This window comes from Paenibacillus sp. AK002 (assembly GCF_053903045.1).
Map to the genome: position 1 here is coordinate 1,957,178 of NZ_CP096377.1, position 21,652 is coordinate 1,978,829.

The following is a 21,652-nucleotide window of genomic DNA, read 5'->3' on the forward strand; positions in this document are numbered from 1 at the left end:
CCAAAGGTAAATTTAATGAACTGAACATCACCTGTTATCGCTTGGAGCCAACCCGGTCTGCATCACCTCCCATCCGTGAGGACGACTTACTTCAAGCCTGCGGAATTCATGGAGCCGAGCCCCTGCATAAAAAATTTCTGGCCAAAGAAGAAGAGCAGCAGCATCGGCAGGATATAAATCAGATCCGCGGCCATGAACAAATTCCAGGCGGTCGCATAGGTGCCTGTATAGGTAGCCATTGCCAGAGACAGCGTCCATTTGCTTGGGTCGATAATATAGAGCAGGGGTTCCAAATATTGATTCCATGCGCCTTGGAACGCAAAGATCACCATGGTCATGATCACCGGCATCGACATGGGCACCAATACTTTAAGCAGCACATAAAGGTCCGAAGCCCCGTCGATTTTGGCCGCCTCGTCAAACGAAACGGAAATCGTTCTTAAATACTGGACGAACAGGAACGAGAACGTGGCGTTTCCAAAAAAAGCGGGCACGATGATAGGCAGCCACGAATCGTACCATCCGATGCTGGTGTACAGATTAAACATGGGAATCATGCCTACGAATCCGGGAAGCATGAGGCTTCCTATGAATAGCGAGAACCACAGCTTCCGGCCCGGGAACTTCAGCCGTGCGAGCCCGTACCCGACCAGCACCGAGCTGATAATCTGCCCGATCGTGCAGGTGATGGCAATGAACAGGGAGTTCCCGAATGTTTGCCAAAAGTTGATTTCCTTCGTTCCGGTCACAAAATTGGACCAATGAAATTCCCGCGGAAACCATTCAGGCGGAATTTTGAACACGTCATTGTTGCTCTTCAGCGCAATGGTGACCATCCAGAAGAGGGGGAACAGCATCGCTATGGCGCCGATGGCCAGGATGATAAATCGAAAGGCGTCAATCCAATTGAATCTTGCTCTCCGCTTCACGCGTATGTCCGCTGGATTCAGGTTTCCTCTTAGTTCCGGCCGTACTTCCGCTTGCATCGCTTCTTACCCCCTTATTTGTCGCTTTCGTAATAAACGAACCGGTTGGAGTACCGGTAAGAAATCACGGTAAAAATCATGATGATAACGAAGAGAACCCATACCTCCGCGATGGCATAACCAAACATTCTTCCGTTGAAGGCATCGGTATAGATTTTGTAATTCAGCAAGGAAGTGGAGAAATTCGGTCCGCCTCCGGTCAGCACCTGAACCTGGTTAAACGCCTGGAATGCGCCGATGATGCCGAGTATAAGCTGCAGAAACAGGATGGGCGTGATCATCGGAAGCGTAATATTGATCGACATTCGCCATCGGGAGGCGCCGTCGACTTCGGCGGCTTCATACATGTCCTGCGGAACGGACTGCAGCCCGCTCAGAAAGATGATGACGCTGGAACCGACCTGCCATAAACCGATCAACACGATGGATGGAAGCGCTGTCGTTTCGCTCGTCAGCCATGTGCCCGGCGCCAGCCCGAACTCCCTTAGCAGGGAATTCGCCAGCCCGTATTGCGGCTCATATATGAACTGCCACAACGTGAGCGTAGCGATGGAGGGAACGACGACCGGAAGATAAAAGATGGTGCGAAACCATTTGATGCCGGTCAGGTTTTTGTTCAGCATCATCGCCAACAACAAACCTAGGATCAGCGATAACGGAACACTCAGGATTACGAAATAAAACGTCGCGCGGATCGATGGCCAGAAAGCCGGATCCTCCGTGAACAGGTATCTAAAGTTCTCGAAGCCGATAAAACGTGGGGTGTCGTACCCGCTCCATTCCGTCAAGGCATAATACATGGACGAAAGCAGGGGATATCCGACAAAAACACTGAAGCCGATAATGGACGGCAAAATGAACAGATAGCCGATGACCCAGCCGCGTAGCTTTCTATTGGTTCCCATGATGATCCCGATGACCTCCTAGGCGTTCATTCGCTTTGACCCGAATGCCGTTATAGTCCATGATCAGCTCGCAGAACATCATATTTGCCCAAGAAAACCATGGGCGGGTATAACGGGCAGGGTCGTCGACCAGAAATCCTTCATGCATCATGCCGGTGCCGGCATCGGTATCCGCCATTAACCGAAGCAGCCGAAGCTTCTCCTCTTGATCGGTGGTCGTCAAGCCCTGAATGGCCAGCCCAATCGGCCATATATAACGGTCCGGCGTATGGGGGCTGCCGATGCCGGAGGCGGCAGTGCCTTGGTAATAATACGGATTGGCCTGGCTCAGCACGAACCTGCGGGTATTTTGATAGACCGGGTCATCGGCGCTTGCATAACCCAAATAGGGGATGGACAGCAGGCTGGGGACGTTAGCGTCATCCATAAGCAGGTGGTTTCCCATTCCGTCCGTCTCATAGGCGTAAATTCTTCCGTATTCGGGATGGTCGAGCACGCCGTACATCTCGATGCCATGCCGGATTTCATCCGCCAGTTTCGCCGCTTCCGCCTCCATCTCGGGATCTCGCAGGACCTCTCGGCAAATTTCCGCCAGATAACCGAGCACGACGACGGCGAACATATTCGACGGAATCAGGTATCCATAGGCGCAGGCGTCGTCGCTCGGACGGAAGCCGGACCAGGTCATTCCGGTATAAGCCACTTCCGTGCCTTTACCGCCGCGGGGCAGCGTGTCGCTTGGAGGACAGTTAAAGCGTTCGAAGTAATACGGCGATTTCGATTCATGATGCTGTTCGGTTCGCCAGAGGGCAAGAATCGCCTTGGCAGCTGAATGGAATGTGTGATCGAGGTGAGAGGTTCTGCCGGTTTCTTTCCACAACAGGTAAGCAAGCTGGAGGGGGTAACACAATGAATCGACCTCATATTTGCGCTCCCAAAGCCAGGGGTTCATGGCGGTGCGATCGTTCTGATGGCCTTGACCGGAAGGCGAATCATTAAACGCGTTGGCGTACGGATCCAGCAGGATGAATGCCGACTGCCTCCGTACGAGCCCTTCGATCAGATCGGCCAGTCTGGGGTCTTGGCCTGCCGGAACGAGGAACGGCCGGATTTGCGCCGCCGAATCCCTCAGCCACATGGCCGGAATATCGCCGGTAATAACAAAGGTAGTGCCGTCTGGCTGTCTTCGGATGGTCGATCCCAGCGTGTTGTCCAGCATGCTCCTGAACATATGCCCAAGTTTCGGATCATCCGGGGTGCCTTCGGATACCGTGCGGTGCAAATCGTGCAAAACAGCAAAATAGTCCAACGTAAACATGTTAGCTCTTCTCCCTTCCATAGTTCCGGGTGTCGATCGTTGCTGTCATGCCCATATATAAAACGCTTACATTCAATATAATTACATACCAATTTAATGTCAATATATTATATTTAATAAATTTTATGCTATTATATTATTTTATTGTACTGCACGAGTTGATGGTGGTTCTTTGGGTCGTTTGCTTTGCATTGAAGTGGGATCTCTTTGGTTTCAAGATGTGAATTTTACAGACCTTTATATTAATATCATGTTATATTGATATGGGGCATACCTTTGGATTTTCGTGTTTCGGATCGTTTATGTTTGTCAGCCGGATCCATTAGATCCGCAGAAACTCGATTGGCCCAGGAGTCAAATGGCGTTGAAATTCACGGGAAAGCGATAGCGCATTTAACGTTTTTACGCATCAGTTTCCCCCGTACAGGCACTTCTGGGCCGCTGCCTACATACAATGAGAAGACCGAGAAACCGAGCGCGATAAGGGCCGGTTGCATTGTAACTTCGCAGGAGGTGTCCTAAAGTGCCTGGATTGTTTACCGCAATTGCTTTGTTCATTAAAGAGTTGACCCTGCTCGTTTCGTATGTGAAAAACAACGCGTTTCCCCAGCCTCTGACCGAGGAGGAGGAAGCTAAACATCTGCAGCGAATGGCCGAAGGCGATCCTCAGTCGCGGAATAAACTGATTGAGCATAATCTTCGGCTGGTCGCGCACATCGTCAAAAAGTTCGATAACACCGGCGAGGATCTGGAAGATCTCATATCCATCGGCACCATCGGTCTGATCAAAGCCATTGAAAGCTTTCGGCCCAACAAGGGGACGAAGCTGGCGACGTTTGCTGCCCGTTGTATAGAAAACGAAATATTGATGCACTTGCGTTCGCTTAAGAAAACGCGCAAGGACGTATCCCTGCATGATCCGATCGGAACGGACAAAGAGGGGAATGAGATTACTCTAATAGATATCCTCGGGACGGAAGCGGATGACATTGTGGATGCCGTGCAGCTGAAAATCGAAAAGAGCAAAATTTATCGAAATCTGGACATATTGGACGACCGCGAGAAGGAAGTTGTCATAGGACGGTTTGGATTGGAAGCCGGGGGAGAAGAACGGACGCAGCGGGAAATCGCCAAAGAACTGGGAATTTCGCGCAGCTACGTGTCGCGCATTGAGAAGCGGGCACTGATGAAGCTGTATCATGAGTTTTATAAGCAGAAACGATAAGAAGCGGCTGTTCTCACATCAAAAGGATTGAAGAGGATTGTCTATATAAAGAAAGATAAAGCCACTTCCACATGATGGAAGTGGCTTTATCTTAGTTGTTTCGGGTTAGAAAAAACGATGTTCGGCTAGGGGTTTCGGAAATTAGGTGTGCTCAGTCAATACTATCATGATGCAGGTGTTATGTAGGGTTCGGCGCGCTCTGCTTGAAGAGTGAGCGCAGATCCAGGTGCGCATGACGCTCGGATTTGAGCTGCTGCCATTGCAGCACGCGGCGGATCGCCATCGGGGCGATGATGCTGCCGACCATGCCGAGCAGATCGGATTGAAGCGCTCTTTGAGCGATGATATACCCGCAAGAACCGCCGATAAATTCGATGGACATGTAGCGCTTGATGTTGGATAACGAGACGACATAAATCACGAATTCATTCTTCTCTTTCATAAAGTGCATGGTATACTCCCCGCTCCCTCATGTCTTTTAACACCCCAGCCAAAGGTGTTTCTTCCTGGGGATCGTGTGTTAGATCCGCGTTTTTTTACATGCCATTTTATGTATTTTTATAGGCCATTATGCTTCCGGTGCGGGTGAATACAAGCCTTGTTACGACAAAAACCAACCGTCTTGTCCAAAGAATGACGGTTGGTTATAAATTCCTACTCAGGTTTCTTTTGTCCCGGATCTGCTTGCATGCTCTCGTCTTCGCCGGGATACTCCCGCTCGATGCCCATGTGCAGCTGGCGATCCTCATAATCGAACCGATTCGGAGGCCGCTGATCCTTGCGCCAAGGCGTGCTCTTGCCGAGGGAATCGCTGCGAAGATCGGAACCGTAGGGCCCCTCGGGAAATTCCTCTGCCACCAGATCGTTCCGTTGGGACTCGACGGTAGACAAATCCGTAGACTTCGCTCGTTTTTCTTTCTCAAACCCGTTCATGCTAAAGACCTCCCGAAAAGGTACTTAACGTACCCTTTCAGTGTACCCTGTATTAGAGGAATCATTCCGATATCTGCGTGGCACCGAGTGCAAACTAAATATTACAGACCTGCAGCGCCGAATACGCTGTTGAAGGCTTGGCGCGATTTGGCAGCCAGCTCCTCTGGAGCACCCGCCGGTGTGGAAGGCGTCAAAATTTCTTGCGTTACCGGGCCCTTATAGCCGATATCGTTCAGGGCCTGAAGGAAGCCTGGCAAATCAATCACGCCCTCACCCGGGTAAAGGCGGTCATTATCGAGTACGTCCCGAATTGGAATGTCCTTGGCATCGTTGATGTGGACATGAACAATCTGGTCTGCGCGCAGCTGCCGGATATCGTCGGTTGTCATCTCGTTGGTGTACCAGTGATAGGCATCATACAGCAGCCCGACATTCGGCTCCCCGATGGCATCGATCCAATCCAACGTCTCTTGTACCGTCCATATGAACGGGTTCTTCCATTGGGTGCGCAGATGGTGCGGACCGACGAACTCCAGGCCCAATCGGATTCCGTATGCTCCCAGAATGCTGGCGCAGGCCCGCAGCCTGGAAGTGGCCAGCGCCATGAAATGGGCTGCAGGCGCGTCCGTGGAAGGAAGAATGTATGTACAGCAGCGAGTGCAGCCAAGCGCCTTGGCGGCGGCCGCGGCGGCCGGCAGCTTCTCGAGTCCGCTTAGAAACTGCTCGTTCGACCCTCTCCATTCCACCGGGAGACCGATCGCCCCGATTTCCAGTTGGCGGGATTGCAGCATTTCGGCAGCCGCTTCCGCGCCAAGCCGGTCCACAAGACCTTTGGCATCGATATCGACGCATTGGAATTCATATTTGGCCGCAAGCTCGATAAACTGTAAATCGCTTTCAAGTTTTCCGAGCCCTGCGCCTGTTAAACCTTGCAGCATATTCATCGTCTCCATTCGCTATATGATGTCGTATTGCTAGAAGCGGGTGCTTGTTTATATCAACCCGTTTGGCATTTCATAGTTTCTATTATGATATGTTCGGCTCTATAAATCTATGATCGCTTTTTAATTTTTTGAAGAAAGATAACGATGGTGGCCGCAGTTGATTCGTTATTATGAGAGGATTTTGTAATAAACCGGCATGAATTCCTGCCGTTTCGAAGGGGATGAAGCACGTTATGCCGAAATAACCATGTCGATGAACTTTCACTTTACACGCGAAAAGGAGATTTAACACAGAATGAATACTATTGAGCAGCGTAAGAAAGAGCTTGGCAACTTGCGTCCGGAACCAACGATCGACGAGCAGGCTTTGAATGTTTTTTGGGAGGGGGCGCTAAAGTCGCATGGGGACAGACCGCTTCGCATGGTTAGTAAACCGGAAATTACGCCATATCCCCATATGGAGGTATCTCGGGTATCCTATCATGGATATGATGATACTCCTATCAACGCTTGGTATATAGCGCCGGCTAATCATTCATCGAAAGCAGAGACTAGGCCGTGTATCGTAACCTTCCCGGGTTATACCGGAGACCGCGGATTTCCTGAACGGTATGCTCATTGGCTGATGCTGGGGTATACGGTATTTGCCGTTGACGTCAGGGGTCAGGGCGGGGAGACGGGGAATTTGCTGCCGCTGGACAGCGGCGTGGTTAAAGGCTGGGTGTCGCAGGGGATTACGGATATCCATCGCTCCTATTACATGGCCATTGCCATGGATGCCGTGAGAGCCGTGGATGCGGCATCACGGCAGCCGGGAGTAGACCCTGCAAAAATCGCCGTGGTGGGCGGGAGCCAGGGCGGCGGCCTGTCGATGCTGGCAGGGGCGCTGAATCCCAAGGTTGCGGCCATCGTAGCCGACATTCCCAACATGTGCAGGATGGATTACGGCATTTTGTATTCGGTCAGCTCGCTGAACGAAATCGCCCAATACATAAAGCGGTACCCGGAGCAGCTGGATCAGATTTTGGCACATCTCGCGCATTTTGACATGCTGAATCTCGCGCCGAGAATCCAGGCCCCGATCATGGTGTCCGTCGGATGGAAGGATACGGTTTGCATGCCCGAGACTATCTATGCGGCTTACAACCGGATTGAGGCGGCAAAAGAAATCAGGGATTATCCGTTCTCCGGCCATGAAGTCAGTGAGTACCAGAAGCGGGAGGGTGTCTTGTTCCTGGAACGGGTATTTAACCGGAGATAGACAAATGAACGGGACGTGAAGATGGGAAGATGGGGCTTTTGTTCCGGTCAAGCAAGTGTAAAGGTGTGAAAAGAGATTGCGCACGAACGGTATAACACAGATTTTAGTGTTATATATATGTTATATAAATTAACATATAATATAGTTTTGTTAACTTTTTTAACGTAAATGTATTGACAATTCTCTGCGTTTGCCTATAATTAAACCCAAGGACACAACGAACTCGATAAACACCCTATACCTACCCCGGTCAATGTAATAATAATTTACACAAAGGGATGTTGAGCCATGATGACAGCAGGCGAACTCAAACAGGATCTTTTGAGGGTTTACAACGCGATAAATAAGAAAATATTTAACGTGGGTGTAAAGCAGCAAAAAGTCGATTTCGTTGGCAACAAAATCATCATTGTGTCGAGGAATAGTAGAGTCCCCGTCCTAAAACTGCTGGATGAGAATTACCCCCTCTCTACCCGGCAGTTGGACCACCTTTTATTCCAGGTGTTCAAGCAGGAGATTAAAACCAGCCTGGAAGAGAAGTTTCCGTTTAAAATCATCTCCATTCTTAAAGATTATGATGCAGAGACCGAGTTTTCCGGTACCATCGTATTCTTGGAGAAGGAGATAGAAACATATCTGAACGACATGCCGGAACTCGGGTAGAGAGCGGGCCGATCGTCAGTTTGGTACCAAGGTACACGTTGGTGTGCGGCTTGGGGCTGGACTGGCGATTTTTTGTTACATCCGCTTTTGAAAATAAATGTGTGTTGTTACTGAAAAGAACATGAAACTCAAAGAAGAGGAGGAAGGGCCATGACTCACAAAATCGAAATTTCGGGCGTCAGCAAATGGTTTCGCAGAAACGGGGAAGAGATTCCGGCCATGCGGGAGACGAGTCTGGCGATCGAGGAGGGGCGTTTTGTCAGCATAATCGGTCCCAGCGGTTGCGGCAAATCCACCCTGTTCAACATTATCGCCGGCCTGATGCCTCCTTCCACGGGCAAAGTGATGGCGGACGGAAAGGATATCGTCGGTACGACTGGTTATGTGGGCTATATGCTGCAAAAGGACATGCTTCTGCCATGGCGCACCATCCTCGATAACATCATTCTGGGCATGGAGGTTCGGGGAGTTCCCTACAAGGAAGCCGTGGAGAGGGCGCTGCCCTTGATGGAAAAATACGGTCTGAAGGGCTTTGACAAGCATTATCCGAAGGAACTCTCGGGAGGGATGAAACAGCGTGCCGCGCTGCTGCGGACGCTGCTCTACGACAGGGACATCATTTTGCTGGACGAGCCGTTCGGTGCGCTTGATGCACAGACCCGGTTGACCATGCAGAACTGGCTGCTGCAGATCTGGGAGGACTTTGGCAAAACGGTGCTGTTTGTCACCCACGACATTGATGAAGCGATTTACCTGTCGGATGACATCTACGTGTTCTCGTCCAGGCCCGGCCGGATCAAGTCCAAAATCACCGTGACGATGGAGCGTCCGCGCAAAACGGAAGACATGACGTCGCCGGCATTCATGGAGTTGAAGCATCATCTCATGGACCTGCTGTCGGCTGGGCATGAGGAAGAGCAAATATCGTAAAGCGAGAACGAAAGGAGAGTGAGCCTGATGGAAACTGCACGCAAAGAGGCTTTTATCGTACATGCCGTGACACCCTCGGATTCTGCCGCGGGTTCGTCCAAACGGCCGGAGGTAGTGCCGTACATATTGGATGAAGAGGGACTGGAGCGCCGCAGGAGCCGGCGGATCGTTTGGGGAAGGGCCGCTGTAGCCGTGCTTGTTTTTCTGGTATGGGAAGTGTTCACGCGAATCGGCCTGCTGGACTCCTATTATTGGAGCAGCCCCAGCGCGATCCTTCGCACAACCTGGACCCAAATCACCGAGGGGACCTTGTTAAGGGATATTACGTACACGTCCGGCTCAACCATACTCGGGTTTGTGTTCGGCACCTTCCTCGGTGCACTGCTCGGACTATCATTCTGGTGGTCGAAATCGTATGCAGGGATCAGCGAGCCATACCTAATCATACTGAATGCATTGCCCAAACTCGCCTTAGCGCCCGTACTCGTCATTCTGCTCGGAATCGGATTCTTCTCGAAGGTGGCTCTGGCGTTCTCCATGACGGTTGTCGTGTCGGCCCTGTCGGCATACAGCGGCGTGAAGAGCGTGGACCCGGATATGGAAAAGCTGATGTACTCCCTGGGCGCCAAGCGGCATCAGGTCTTTACCAAGGTCGTTGTACCGTGGTCCATGCCCTGGATCATCAGCAGTTTACGGATCAATATCGCCCTTGCGCTGGCAGGTGCCATCGTGGGCGAGTTCATCGCCTCAAGCCAGGGCGTCGGCCGGATGATTATGTATGCAGGAACGATATTGGATATCAACCTCGTGTGGGTGGGCGTCGTCGTCCTGTCGCTGCTGTCCATGGTGATGTACTGGGGCGTCGTCGTCCTGGAGAAGTGGTTATCCAAGGGCTTGACCAAGCAATAGCACTAGACACATCCACCAAAAACGAACTATTTCTATTAAAAAGGGGAATTCATATGAACAAAAAAATGAGGAAACGTTCACTGCTGTTCGCACTGGTCATGGTCACCGCCCTGCTTGGCGCCTGCGGCAACGAGAAAAGCGACGGCAGCACCGTCTCCGCTTCCGGCGACGGGAAGCTCAAGAAAATCGTGATCGCCGAGCCGCTCCACTCCACGGGCTATCTTCCCCTGTACGTCGCACAGCGCGAGGGCTATTTCGAGAAAAGAGGGCTGGACGTCGAGGTTATCCAAGCGGCAGGGGGAGCGCACGTAACCGCCGTGGTCAGCGGTGATGCCTGGGGCGTTATCGGCGGGACGGAGTCCAATGCCTTGGCCAACAACAACAATTCCGACCCGATCATCTCGGTCGTCAATGTCGTCAATCGGGCGAACGTGTATTTAATGGCTAAGAAAGGCACCGCGCCTGCAAGCGATTCCCCCGAAGACCTGAAGGCATTTTTGCAAGGGAAAAAGATTAACGCCGGCCGCCATGGAGGGACACCGAATCTCTTAACCCGCTATCTTCTGATTCAGCTGGGGCTCGATCCGGAAAAGGATGTGCAGCTGCTGGAGCCGGCCGACGGCTCCACGGTGGTGACGATGGTTCAACAGGGCGCAGCCGATATCGCCAATGGAGCCGAACCGCAAATCAGCGACGGAATTTCGAAGAACGTGTGGGAGGAGCCGTTTTACAAATTTCATGATCTCGGGGATTTCTCGTATTCGGTACTCAGTGTGAAGAAGTCTACCATCGAGAAGGATCCGGAAGCCGTGCAAAGCTTTACCGATGCCATCATCGAAGCGCTTGAAGTCGTCCAGTCGGATAAGGAGCTGGCCAAGAAGAATCTGAAAGCCGAATTCCCCACATTATCCGAGGATGCGATACAAGCTGCGCTTGACCGTGCCTATGCGGACAATCTGTGGAGCTTGGACGGGATGATTTCGGAAGAAGCTTTGAAGCATGATATGGATGTCATGATAGAGACCGGAATTTTTAAAGGGGATTATACCTATGATGCCCTGGTGGATATGCAGTTTGTGAACCAATCCAAGAAGTAAGCGTAAGAAGATTCCAAATATACGGGCTTGAAGGGGAGAGTGTCACGATGAAATCTTTGAATCGACTGATGCTGGAAAGCAAAGCGGCGGTGATCGTGGTGGATGTGCAGAACGATTATTGCCATCCGGAGGGGGCATTGCCTAGAGCAGGCTGCGATGTTAGCGGGGTGGCGGAGATGATGCCGCAGCTGCATAAGCTGCTTCATTCCGCCAGAGAGCTGAATGTGCCGATTATCTTCATCCAAACGCTGCATGAGAGAGCGACGGATTCCGAGGCTTGGGCGACCAGGTCCTCCGGACGCTCGGCTCATGTGTGCCGGAGGGGAAGCTGGGGAGCGGAATTTTACGAGATCACGCCCGAGGCGGACGATATCATTGTCAATAAACACCGGTACAGCGCATTTGTGAATACTAGGCTGGATTCGGTATTAAAGACGCTGAAGATCGAGACCTTGATCATGACGGGGGTCAGCACCAATGTGTGCGTGGAATCGACGGCCCGGGACGGCTTCATGCTGGATTATCATATCGTGCTTGCGTCGGATGCCTGCGCGTCGTATTCGCAAACGGCCCATGACATGACACTCGAGAATATCGAGGGTTATTTCGGGAAAGTTAGTGAGGTGGCGCGGCTTATCGATATTTGGATGGATAAAAAAGCCGAGGAACCGGCGCAGCCGGCCATCGGTTAGCTTGCAAGGTACGCAGGTTCAAGCAGGGTGGAGCTCTCCGCATGGGGGGCTTTTTCTCTGAGCGGCACCGAAATTCATGAATAAAGCGGGTGAGTCCTGCATGAACAGCAAATCAAGGATGATCGTCCAATACACCATATGTTTAGGGGCATTTCTGTCCAATCTGTCGGCCGGCATGTTCAACATCGCGCTTGTAGATATCGCAAGAACATTCGATTCCGCCATCCCCGGGGCACAGTGGATCGTGACCGCATATTTGCTCGTCATCTCCATCCTGCTCCCGGTCATGGGTAAGCTTGGGGACATGCTGGGCAGGCGGAGGATCCACAATATCGGCTATTTCGTGTTTATGGCCGGTGCGCTATGCTGCGCATTGTCTCCTTCATTAAACGGGCTGATATCTTCCCGCATTCTTCAAGGCATCGGAGCGGCCATGTATCAAGCCACGAATATGGCACTCATCATCTCCGTGTTTCCGAAGGAACAGCGCGGCAAAGCGCTGGGTTTAATCAGCACCTTCGTGGCTGCGGGCTCCATGATCGGTCCGAGCCTTGGCGGCATATTGATTCAATGGTTTTCGTGGCGGAGCAACTTTTGGCTGCTAACAGCGATCTCGCTGGTTGCATGGATATTCGCGCAGCGTTTCATTCCGAAGGACGAGCCGGATCAAGGCGTGAGCCGGCTGGACGTGCCCGGGGCTGCCTTTTTTGCGATATCCTTGACCGGACTGGTCACGGCCGTGAATTTGGGGGCTCAGTGGGGATGGGGCTCCTGGCAGGTTACACTGCTGTTCATGATGTTCGGAGCCGGAGCCATCGCATTCATCGGGTGGTGCCTGTCTTCGCGCTGGGAGCGAAAAGGTAAGGACCATCTTCCGTTTATGAAGCTGGATCTGTTTCGGGATGCAGGCGTTAGCGTCGGGATCCTCATTACCATCATCACCTATATGGCCGCTTTCTCCGCGCAGCTTGTACTGCCGGTGTTTTTGCTCAGCGAGCTGGGCATCGAACCTGCGACGGCAGGGCTGATCATGATGGGGTACCCGTTGTCGCTGATCATATTCTCTCCCTTAAGCGGAAGCTTGTCGGACAAGCTGGGGACATTCCCGTTATTGTCTGCCGGCTTGCTGGCCATGACGGCGGCGCTAATCGTGCTGGGCTTTGTATCGCCTGCGTATCCGATCTTCTTCCTGATCCTGCTTATCGTCCTGCTCGGCGGTTCCATGGGCTTGATCACGCCGCCGAACAATTCCCTGGTGATGGGCAGGACGTCCAAAACAGACCTCGGACTGATCAGCAGCATTTTGGCGCTGTCGCGAAATCTGGGGATGATGTTTGGCACGGCGGCGGGAGGTGCCATGCTCGCGCTTCCGGGTCAAGCGGCAGGGGGGCTTATCGGATTTCGCATGATATTTGTGCTGAATACGGCCCTGGTTGTCATCGTTTATGTCACGATGCTCATATCGTTTCGCTTCGCCAGGCATAAGGAGACGTTATCTTCGTAAAGGCAGAAAGAAAAAAGGGTATCCCGCAGTCTGTTCAAGACCTGCAGGATACCCTTTTCCATTCCCGTTTGGCTTATGCGCGGTCCAGTATCGTCTGGAGCGTCGTGCGGTCCAAGCCTTTCACGAGCTTGATCAGAAGCTCTTTGGCTGCCTCGTAGTCGTCCGTATGGATGATGGACGAAGAGGTGTGGATGTATCGGGAGCAAATGCCGATGATGGTGGACGGAACGCCGATGCCGCTTAAATGCACTTGGCCAGCGTCCGTGCCGCCCGGCGACACAAAGTATTGGTATTTGATTTTGTTTGTCTCTGCCGTATCCTGAACGTACTCGACCATGCCGCGATGGGTCAGCATCGTCGGATCGAAGATGCGAAGCAGCGCGCCTTGACCCAATTGGCCGAACTGGCTCTTGTCGCCCATCATGTCGTTCGCTGCGCTGGCGTCCAGACCGAAGAAAATATCCGGCTGAATCAGGTTTGCCGAAGTACGGGCTCCGCGAAGGCCCAGCTCTTCCTGCACGGTCGCACCGGCGTATACCGTGTTGGGAAGCTTCTCGCCATGGAGCGCCTGGACCAGCTCGATGGCAAGGCCTACGCCGTAGCGGTTATCCCATGCCTTGGCCATGATTTTTTTCGGATTGGCGAGCGGCGTGAATTCGCAGACCGGAACGACTTGCAGGCCGGGACGAATGCCGAACGACTCCGCTTCGGCCTTGTTGTCGGCGCCGATATCGATATACATCGTTTTGATGTCGACCGGTTTGCTTCGCTGCGCTTCATCCAGCAGATGCGTAGGAATGGAGCCGACAACCCCGACGACCGGGCCGTTGTCCGTGATGATCTGCAGGCGCTGGGCAAGCACGGCTTGGCTCCACCAGCCGCCGAGCGGCTGGAAACGAACCATGCCCGCTTCGGTAATGCCGGTTACCATGAAGCCGACTTCATCCATGTGCCCGGCCACCATGACTTTCGGACCTTCATCGTTACCGCGAAGGACGGCGAACAAACTGCCCAGCCGATCCTGCACGAACTCATCTGTATATGGAGAGAGGGCATCCTTCACCCAAGAACGGAGTTCCCTCTCAAAGCCCGGTGCAGCAGGGAATTCCGTTAATGTGCGGAATAATTCCAGTGTTGATTCATTCATGACGAAATCGCTCCTTTAGAAAAGGTATGTAAGAGTTTTTCCTTTTCTAGTATGCCCCCATATATCCGAAAAGTCTACAAAGCGGCTTCGTCAGGCTGCATTATATAAATGTAACTGGAACAAGCACCCCCTATCCTGGACGGGAATACGATATAGAAAAACATGTGGATGTTTGTTGTCAGCGGGAAGGGGCAGTATATGAACCGCCATGGGATTGATGGATACGACTATCATGCCGAAGTCCGAGAACTTCTGCTCATTATGGTCTTGTTCATCCTACTCGTCATTTTATTGAAATACATTCTTGTATAACGCCCGGCTCCAAACGAATCAAGTCAGCGAGTTTGAATTTCAGCTTTCAGGATGCTCCTGGAAGCTGATTTTCGCGTTGACGTCACTATGACCGGACAAGCCATGATGCAGGCGAGAAGGATGATTTTCCAAACATAAAGGGAGATCATTCAAAGCATAATGATATGTGAGTGATATCCATAGCGGCTTTTCAGCGTTTGTTCAAGGGATTCCATACTTAACCAATTGCGGAGGTGTATTGAAATGTCAGGCTCCAACCAAAAGCCTAAGTCTGATATCACCACAATGAGCTCGGCGGAATATCAGACGATTGCCAAAAAGCATGAGCCTCCCCGCGCCGTGCTTAAAAATTGCTTGCGCGCTTTTTTGGTGGGAGGCCTCATCTGTTTGATCGGCCAATGCATTCAGCGTTTTTTTATGTCCGTATTCGATATGAGCACCACCGAAGCGAGCAATCCTACGGTCGCCGTATTGATCATCCTCTCCGTCATTCTGACGAGCTTCGGCGTATATGACAAAATCGCGCAATGGGCCGGAGCGGGCAGCGCCGTGCCGGTCACGGGGTTTGCCAACTCCATGTGTTCCGCTGCGCTTGAACATCGTGCAGAGGGATTGGTCCTCGGGGTCGGAGCCAGCATGTTTAAGCTGGCGGGCTCCGTGATCGTATTTGGTACCGTGGCTGCGTTCATTATCGGTATCATTTACGCTATTTTCGGCATCGAGGGGAGGTAACGCGATCATGAAGGTGATCGGTCAAACATGGCAGTTCGAGAACAAACCCGTCATCATCGGCACGGGAACGATCGTTGGGCCTGAAGAAGGGGAAGGTCCGCTGGCTAACGATTTCGACTATGTCTACGACAATATCGAGATCAACGAAAAAACATGGGAAAAGGCAGAACGGAAGCTGCTGGAGGACGCGTCGAGAAAAGCCGTCGAAAAGGCGGGCATCAAGGAAGACCAGCTGCAGTTTTTCGTGGGCGGGGATTTGATGAACCAGATCATCAGCAGTTCGTTTGCCGCCAGACAGATGGGCGTGCCGTATATCGGCGTGTTCGGTGCTTGCTCGACATCGATGGAGAGCCTTGCGGTCGCCTCCATGCTCGTCGATTCGGGCGGAGCCCAGTATGTCATGGCTGGTACGGCCAGCCATAACTGTACCGTCGAGAAGCAGTTCCGGTATCCGACGGAATACGGATCGCAGAAACCGCCTTATGCGCAATATACGATCACGGGAGCAGGCTGCTCCGTCGTTTCGGACAAGGGAGACGGACCTGCCGTGACGTATGCCACCATCGGCAAGGTGGTCGATCTGGGCATCAAGGATCCGTTCAACATGGGGGCGGCGATGGCTCCGGCGGCGGCCGACACGATCACGAAGCACTTTAAGGACACGGGCCGGCAGGCAAAGGATTATGATCTGATCGTCACGGGCGACCTGGCCTCGGTCGGGCTTCCCATTGCGAAGGACCTCCTACAGCAGAATGATGTCATCATGGACGGCACGGTATTTGCCGATTGCGGCTTAATGATCTACGACATGGAAAAACAGAAATACGTCAACGCAGGGGGCAGCGGCTGCGGCTGCTCGGCGGTTGTCACCTACGGCCATATTTTGAAACGGATGCGCAAAGGCGAATTGAAAAAAGTGCTGGTCGTTGCTACCGGCGCCTTGCTGTCGCCCCTTTCTTACCAGCAGGGTGAGAGCATTCCGTGTATCGCTCACGCCGTAGCCTTAGAGATGGGAGGATAACATGATGCAGTTTTTATGGGCGTTTATTATTGGCGGATTGATTTGCGTCATTGGGCAAATCATGATGGACGTTATTAAACTGACGCCGGCGCATACGATGAGTACGCTGGTGGTTGCAGGGGCCATCGCGGACGGCTTCGGATTATACGAGCCGCTGGTGAAATTCGCGGGAGCGGGAGCCTCCGTGCCGATCACGAGCTTTGGCAACTCGCTTGTGCACGGTGCGTTGACGGAGCTGGGGAGGGACGGCTGGATCGGGGTCGTGACGGGGATATTCGAAGTAACCAGCGCGGGGATATCCTCGGCGATCATTTTCTCCTTCCTGGCAGCGCTGTTCGTTCGCCCGAAGGGATAACATCTTGAACATCCAGAAGCAAAAGATCTCGGCTTTATGCCGGGGTCTTTTTTTTCTGTCTAAAGGGCCTGTAAGAAGGAGAACAACCAAAATATCTCTACGAATGTACTCCGGGACTTCGATCATGTACAATAGTAATAAATTAAGTATTTATTCCCTTACAGGAGGTTAGTCATACATGCCCGTAAGCCAAGAATCCATGAAAATCATTACCTCGGTACGAACCAATCTGGAGTCGTGCCTGCTAGGCAAAGAATTTGAGATCCAATTGCTCCTTACGGCGCTGCTCGCTGGCGGACATGTACTGATCGAAGATGTGCCCGGCACGGGAAAGACCCAACTGATCAAAGCTCTAGCGAAATCCATGCAGGGGGATTACCGCCGCATTCAATGCAACCCGGATATCCTCCCGAGTGATATAACAGGCGTTTCCGTATTCCACCCTCGAGATGAAATGTTTTACTTCCGGCCAGGTCCGGTCATGACCAATATTTTGCTGGCGGACGAAATCAACCGGGCCACAACCAAAACGCAGTCGGCCCTGCTGGAAGTGATGGAGGAGCGCAGCGTAACGGTGGACGGGGCTACCCACGAACTCCCGCATCCTTTCATGCTGTGCGCGACCCAGAACCCGATTGATTTTGAAGGCACCTATATGCTTCCGGAAGCGCAGCTGGACCGGTTCATGCTGAAGCTGAGCCTGGGTTACCCTGATGCCGCCACGGAGAAGCAGCTGATGTACCGTTCGCGCGACGGGCAACTGTCGGACAAGCTTCAGCCCGTGACGCATATGGATAAGATTTCATCCATTCAGCGCGAGATTCGCGAGGTATTCATCGGTGAGCCCGTTGCCGATTACCTGCTGAATATCACCCGCTCGACCCGTGAGCACCCTTCCGTCATGCTGGGCGCAAGTCCACGGGCCACCCTGTCCTTCATGAATGCGGTTAAAGCCTATGCCTTCCTGCAAGAGCGGGATTACGTTCTGCCAGATGACGTGAAGACGCTTGCTCCCTACGTACTTTCGCACCGGATCATGCTGCGTCCGGAAGCCAGGCTCGACAATGCGAGTCCGGAGTCGGTGCTTGAGTTTATACTCCGTCAGGTTAAAGTGCCTGTTCAGATGGGGAGATAGGCATGCGCCGCGCGGTTTCGTTATTTTTGAATGGCATGCAGCCGTCCAGACTGGCAGCGGTATTGGCGGTATGGTGCCTGTGTCTTTTGTATGTTCTATTCCAGGGAGGGAAAACCTCGCTCATGCTCTTCTCCATGGTCAGCCTTCTGACGGTCTATCTGATCGGCGCGGGTTTTGGCGGGGTCAATCGCGTCAAAGCGCACCGGGTCGTCCTTGGGGGAACGGAGCGCGGTGGAGAACAGCTTCATGCCGGCGAGCAGGTGCGCGTTAAGCTCGAGGTCCATGTCCCGGGGTTGCTGCCGATGCCCTATATGATCGTGCGTGAAGTGCTGCAGAGGCATAACGGCGACTCCTGGTCCTTTGAAGACAGCGTCATTCCGAACCTCCGGGGGGCAGGCAAGCTTGTATTCCAGACTCCTCCGCTCGAACGCGGGCGATATGTTTTTTCCAAGACGGAATGCATAAGCGAAGATATCTTCGGATTGATGGAGCATAAGGGACGCATCGAGGTTCAAACGGATTTCCGCGTTCTGCCGAGAACCATTTATATACCGAAGTGGCAGCGGAACATACGGAACTCCAGATTGGGCGGGACGCAAACCACGGTGTCGGCTTCAAGGCGGGAAACCACGCAGATTAACGGCGTCCGCGATTATGTATATGGAGACCGGATCTCCCGGATTCACTGGAATGCAACGGCGAAGACCGGCTCTTGGAAATCGAAGGAATTCGAGCATGAGTCCTTCCCCCGAACGATGATCGTTCTGGATTGCGCCGCCGACGGATACGACAATGCCCAGCAATTCGAGCTTGCCGTATCGGCAGCCGCTTCGCTGATCGAATACGGGGCCAAGGAGCATGCGGGGACGGGGCTGTTCACGGCTGCCCAGGAAGCCCAGATGTTCGCTCCGGCCGATCACGCCGGGGAACGGATGCGCATGATTCAGCATCTGGTTGACGTGGATTATAACCGGAAGAGCAAGCTGATTGCGTCCCTTGAGAAATCCTATCGCCATTTCCCAAAAGGAGCCTTGTTCCTGCTGATCAGCCCGATGAGCGGCAAAGAGGCTTCAGAGATCATGCGCTGGGTGGAGACCAGGGGGATGAACCCTTGCTTCTTGCAAATCGCTCCTTCCAATGAAACGACAAAACGCGATGAATCGATTTCGCTCCTGCAATCCCGGGGGATCTCAAGTTATTCGGTTGCTTCCCTCGACGAGCTTCCGGCTGCGCTGGGAGGTGGTGCATGATGAAGTTATGGCTGGACAAACTATCGACGACCTTCTTCAGCACGTTAACGATGCTGTGGATCTGGATTATGGGGATGCAGTGGGTATCCTTCACGGAAACGATATGGCTGTCGGAAACGACCGCGATCGTTATCGCGGCTTTAACCATTACGGCGGTTACCGAAGCGCTGCTGCCGATCAAGCGGGGTTACCGAGTGGTGCTCCAGTTTCTATTGATCCTGTATTGCGTATACAGTTTGCTGAAAACTTCCGGCAATCCGGTTCCTGTCTTCGGAGCGGAAGGTTTCCTGACCGAGGAACTCCTGTATCTCTTTCCTTATTTATGGTTTGCTATCGCTGCTTGGGCCATGTTCCTCTTTCTTGCCCGCTGGGCCAAAACCAAGGGACGCGTGCTTCTGGTAGTCGGGATCCACGTCATCAGTTTTGCCATTTTGGATTCCTTCACGAAAATCGTGCTGTGGGATGAGATTGCTTGGGTTGTCGGGGCCGGAATGGGCTGGCTCGTATCCAGCCATTTCAACCGGTTCCGTAGACGCTTTCCTCAAGGATGGGTCAATCTATCGAAGTATCCGTTTAAGATTATTGCCAATATTCTGGTCATTTTTTCATTGATTATCGTGGCCGGCGTGAACATGCCCCACGTGAAGCCGACGCTGACCGATCCTTATACGGCCTGGAGAGAGTGGAACGGGGTGCCGTTATCCGGCGTCGGCACATCGGGGACCGGAACCCTTATCGAGTCGGCGTCCGAAAGCATGTCCGGTTACGGAAGAGAGGATAACGATCTTGGCGGCGGTTTTAATTTTGATTATTCGCCGGTGATGTCGATCACCTCGGAAGAACGCAGCTATTGGCGCGGCGAAACCAGAGCCGTATACTCGGGCACGGGCTGGGCTGACGGAGCCAGCAGCCGTCGATCCGGGACGGGAGTCGACATCGGTGACCCCTTGCCGGAGGAAGCCGGCACATCCGTACCTACCAAAAAGCTGGAACAATCGGTAACGATGCTGAGCGACACGGTGTATCCGGTATTGTTCGGGGCTTACAGCGTTCGTCAGCTGGATAGCCTGGATGAGGACATCGATCCGGACCGTCTCAGCTGGGTGAACGAAGGCGCGGAGATGCATCTGGACGACGTTCGCGATGCGGACTATCCGAAGAGTTATACCATAACGTCCGAAGTTCCCGTCATCCCGATCGATGAGCTGAGCGCCAGAACGTATGATGAGCTGTACTCCGGCTCGTTCGACGAAGCGTATGTCCAGATGCCGAGAAATTTCCCGGACCGCGTATCGGATCTGGCCGAAGAAATTACGGCGGACGGTAACACGCCGTATGAGAAGGTCATGCTTTTGCAACAATATTTAACGAGCAACTATACCTATACCAACACCCCTGACCTTACGCTCAAAAAGAGCGACGATTTCGTAGATGCCTTTTTGTTTGAAATCATGGAAGGGTATTGCGATTACTTCTCCACGTCCATGGTGATGATGACTCGGTCGCTGGATATTCCTGCACGCTGGGTCAAGGGTTACGCCCCCGGCAGGATGACGGCTTCGGAATACGTTCCGGTCGACGGCCAAACCTCGATCGAGCCTGATAACTATACCGTCACGAACGCCGACGCTCATTCCTGGGTTGAAGTATACTTCGGCGAGTACGGCTGGGTTCCGATCGAAGCGACTCCGGGATTCAGCATGCCGATTCTAACGGCCGACGCCGAGGCTGAGCCCGTCATCGAGGAGGAAGTCGAAGAGGAAGAGAAGGCCGAGGACGAGGTAACTCCTGCCCAAACTTCTGATAATCCATCATCCGGATGGGTTAAAGTCATAGTAACGGCAGCGGTGGTTGTCATCGGGCTGTGGATTCTGTATATCTTGTGGAGAATGCGCATCAGCCTGCGCTTCGCCGGGGCACGGATTCGGGCAGGCAAGCCGCTGACGGCAGCGGATAAGGTGATTGCCGAGACGGAACGCTGGATCCGTTCCGTGCAGCGCAAGGGATTGGTAAGGCAGGAACATGAAACCCTCCGTGAATCGGTTCGCCGCTGGGCACATGCACATCCTGAGCTGGAAGCAGAGCTGAGGCCGCTGCTGCAGCAGTTCGAGGCTGCCCGTTACAGCCCTGCGGAAGTGAAGGAAGAGCAGTGGCGCTCGGTCCAACATGATGCCGAGAAGCTGAAGAAGTCCGTCAAGAAGGTCCGCGTTGTGCCGGACAAACGTCTATCAACGTAATCCAAGAAGACAGACCGCGTCATCAGTGGTTGTTCTTGCGATATCAGGATAGCTTGATATGAATACGTTCTGATATCGGTCATTTCAAGACCGCCC

22 protein-coding genes are annotated in these 21,652 nt (G+C 52.9%); 15 read left to right on the top strand and 7 right to left on the bottom strand.

Annotated features, from left to right (window positions below):
• Positions 1-86 precede the first annotated feature (86 nt).
• Genes M1D70_RS08350 through M1D70_RS08360 form a run of 3 tightly spaced genes read right to left on the bottom strand, consistent with a single transcriptional unit; the run spans position 87 to position 3,209 of the window.
• Positions 87-986: a carbohydrate ABC transporter permease gene (locus tag M1D70_RS08350; RefSeq protein WP_009592205.1), complete on the bottom strand. Its 900-nt coding sequence runs from the start codon at positions 984-986 to the stop codon at positions 87-89.
• Between the two features lie 14 nt (positions 987-1,000).
• Positions 1,001-1,891: a carbohydrate ABC transporter permease gene (locus tag M1D70_RS08355; RefSeq protein WP_009592178.1), complete on the bottom strand. Its 891-nt coding sequence runs from the start codon at positions 1,889-1,891 to the stop codon at positions 1,001-1,003.
• Positions 1,878-3,209: a glycoside hydrolase family 125 protein gene (locus M1D70_RS08360; protein ID WP_456289617.1), complete on the bottom strand. Its 1,332-nt coding sequence runs from the start codon at positions 3,207-3,209 to the stop codon at positions 1,878-1,880. Before M1D70_RS08360 ends, M1D70_RS08355 begins: the two co-directional genes overlap by 14 nt.
• 523 nt (positions 3,210-3,732) lie before the next feature.
• Between M1D70_RS08360 and sigK the strand changes: the two genes are divergently transcribed.
• Positions 3,733-4,434 carry an RNA polymerase sporulation sigma factor SigK gene (gene sigK / locus M1D70_RS08365; RefSeq protein ID WP_006208952.1) on the top strand — a complete coding sequence of 234 codons (702 nt, stop codon included), beginning with the start codon at positions 3,733-3,735 and terminating at the stop codon, positions 4,432-4,434.
• 178 nt (positions 4,435-4,612) lie between these two features.
• On the opposite strand, the gene M1D70_RS08370 is transcribed toward sigK, so the two are convergent.
• The 3 genes from M1D70_RS08370 to M1D70_RS08380 all read right to left on the bottom strand — a co-directional run bounded on the left by M1D70_RS08370 (position 4,613) and on the right by M1D70_RS08380 (position 6,305).
• Complete coding sequence (locus M1D70_RS08370; protein WP_456289618.1) at positions 4,613-4,885, bottom strand: hypothetical protein; 273 nt, start codon at positions 4,883-4,885, stop codon at positions 4,613-4,615.
• A 203-nt stretch (positions 4,886-5,088) separates the two neighbouring features.
• The gene (locus M1D70_RS08375) at positions 5,089-5,367 is read right to left on the bottom strand and encodes a hypothetical protein (protein ID WP_456289619.1); all 279 of its coding nucleotides are present in this window, start codon (positions 5,365-5,367) and stop codon (positions 5,089-5,091) included.
• 101 nt (positions 5,368-5,468) lie between these two features.
• On the bottom strand, positions 5,469-6,305 hold the full coding sequence (locus M1D70_RS08380) for a sugar phosphate isomerase/epimerase family protein (protein WP_456290407.1): 837 nt from the start codon (positions 6,303-6,305) through the stop codon (positions 5,469-5,471).
• Positions 6,306-6,606: 301 nt separating this feature from the next.
• On the opposite strand from M1D70_RS08380, the gene M1D70_RS08385 reads away from it, so the two are divergent.
• From M1D70_RS08385 to M1D70_RS08415, 7 genes are all read left to right on the top strand, one after another.
• Positions 6,607-7,572 (top strand): acetylxylan esterase, encoded by a 966-nt coding sequence (locus tag M1D70_RS08385; RefSeq protein WP_456289620.1) that lies wholly within the window; start codon positions 6,607-6,609, stop codon positions 7,570-7,572.
• Between the two features lie 288 nt (positions 7,573-7,860).
• Complete coding sequence (locus tag M1D70_RS08390) at positions 7,861-8,235, top strand: DUF2294 domain-containing protein (RefSeq protein ID WP_009592183.1); 375 nt, start codon at positions 7,861-7,863, stop codon at positions 8,233-8,235.
• Positions 8,236-8,385: 150 nt separating this feature from the next.
• The gene (locus M1D70_RS08395; protein ID WP_009592193.1) at positions 8,386-9,165 is read left to right on the top strand and encodes an ABC transporter ATP-binding protein; all 780 of its coding nucleotides are present in this window, start codon (positions 8,386-8,388) and stop codon (positions 9,163-9,165) included.
• Positions 9,166-9,192: 27 nt separating this feature from the next.
• On the top strand, positions 9,193-10,074 hold the full coding sequence (locus tag M1D70_RS08400) for an ABC transporter permease (protein WP_456289622.1): 882 nt from the start codon (positions 9,193-9,195) through the stop codon (positions 10,072-10,074).
• Positions 10,075-10,127: 53 nt separating this feature from the next.
• Entirely contained in the window at positions 10,128-11,171 is a 1,044-nt protein-coding gene (locus M1D70_RS08405; RefSeq protein ID WP_036666116.1) for an ABC transporter substrate-binding protein, read from the top strand.
• 47 nt (positions 11,172-11,218) lie between these two features.
• Positions 11,219-11,863, top strand: coding sequence for a cysteine hydrolase family protein (locus M1D70_RS08410; RefSeq protein WP_456289624.1), 645 nt, complete (start codon positions 11,219-11,221; stop codon positions 11,861-11,863).
• A 100-nt stretch (positions 11,864-11,963) separates the two neighbouring features.
• Positions 11,964-13,367: an MFS transporter gene (locus tag M1D70_RS08415; RefSeq protein ID WP_456289625.1), complete on the top strand. Its 1,404-nt coding sequence runs from the start codon at positions 11,964-11,966 to the stop codon at positions 13,365-13,367.
• A 73-nt stretch (positions 13,368-13,440) separates the two neighbouring features.
• On the opposite strand, the gene M1D70_RS08420 is transcribed toward M1D70_RS08415, so the two are convergent.
• Complete coding sequence (locus M1D70_RS08420; RefSeq protein WP_456289626.1) at positions 13,441-14,514, bottom strand: M42 family metallopeptidase; 1,074 nt, start codon at positions 14,512-14,514, stop codon at positions 13,441-13,443.
• A gap of 162 nt (positions 14,515-14,676) precedes the next feature.
• On the opposite strand from M1D70_RS08420, the gene M1D70_RS08425 reads away from it, so the two are divergent.
• The 7 genes from M1D70_RS08425 (at position 14,677) to M1D70_RS08455 (ending at position 21,556) form a co-directional block, all read left to right on the top strand.
• Positions 14,677-14,826 carry a hypothetical protein gene (locus tag M1D70_RS08425; protein WP_456289628.1) on the top strand — a complete coding sequence of 50 codons (150 nt, stop codon included), beginning with the start codon at positions 14,677-14,679 and terminating at the stop codon, positions 14,824-14,826.
• Positions 14,827-15,069: 243 nt separating this feature from the next.
• Positions 15,070-15,558: a stage V sporulation protein AC gene (gene spoVAC / locus M1D70_RS08430; RefSeq protein WP_015734151.1), complete on the top strand. Its 489-nt coding sequence runs from the start codon at positions 15,070-15,072 to the stop codon at positions 15,556-15,558.
• Positions 15,559-15,565: 7 nt separating this feature from the next.
• On the top strand, positions 15,566-16,579 hold the full coding sequence (gene spoVAD / locus M1D70_RS08435; RefSeq protein ID WP_009592199.1) for a stage V sporulation protein AD: 1,014 nt from the start codon (positions 15,566-15,568) through the stop codon (positions 16,577-16,579).
• Positions 16,580-16,583: 4 nt separating this feature from the next.
• Positions 16,584-16,934 (top strand): stage V sporulation protein AE, encoded by a 351-nt coding sequence (gene spoVAE / locus M1D70_RS08440; RefSeq protein ID WP_015734153.1) that lies wholly within the window; start codon positions 16,584-16,586, stop codon positions 16,932-16,934.
• Positions 16,935-17,112: 178 nt separating this feature from the next.
• Positions 17,113-18,069: an AAA family ATPase gene (locus M1D70_RS08445; RefSeq protein ID WP_009592163.1), complete on the top strand. Its 957-nt coding sequence runs from the start codon at positions 17,113-17,115 to the stop codon at positions 18,067-18,069.
• Between the two features lie 2 nt (positions 18,070-18,071).
• A complete protein-coding gene (locus M1D70_RS08450) occupies positions 18,072-19,319 on the top strand; it encodes a DUF58 domain-containing protein (RefSeq protein ID WP_009592159.1) in 1,248 nt (415 codons plus the stop codon).
• Positions 19,316-21,556 (top strand): DUF4129 domain-containing transglutaminase family protein, encoded by a 2,241-nt coding sequence (locus M1D70_RS08455; protein WP_456289630.1) that lies wholly within the window; start codon positions 19,316-19,318, stop codon positions 21,554-21,556. The genes M1D70_RS08450 and M1D70_RS08455 overlap by 4 nt, the downstream gene beginning before the upstream one ends.
• Positions 21,557-21,652 lie beyond the last annotated feature (96 nt).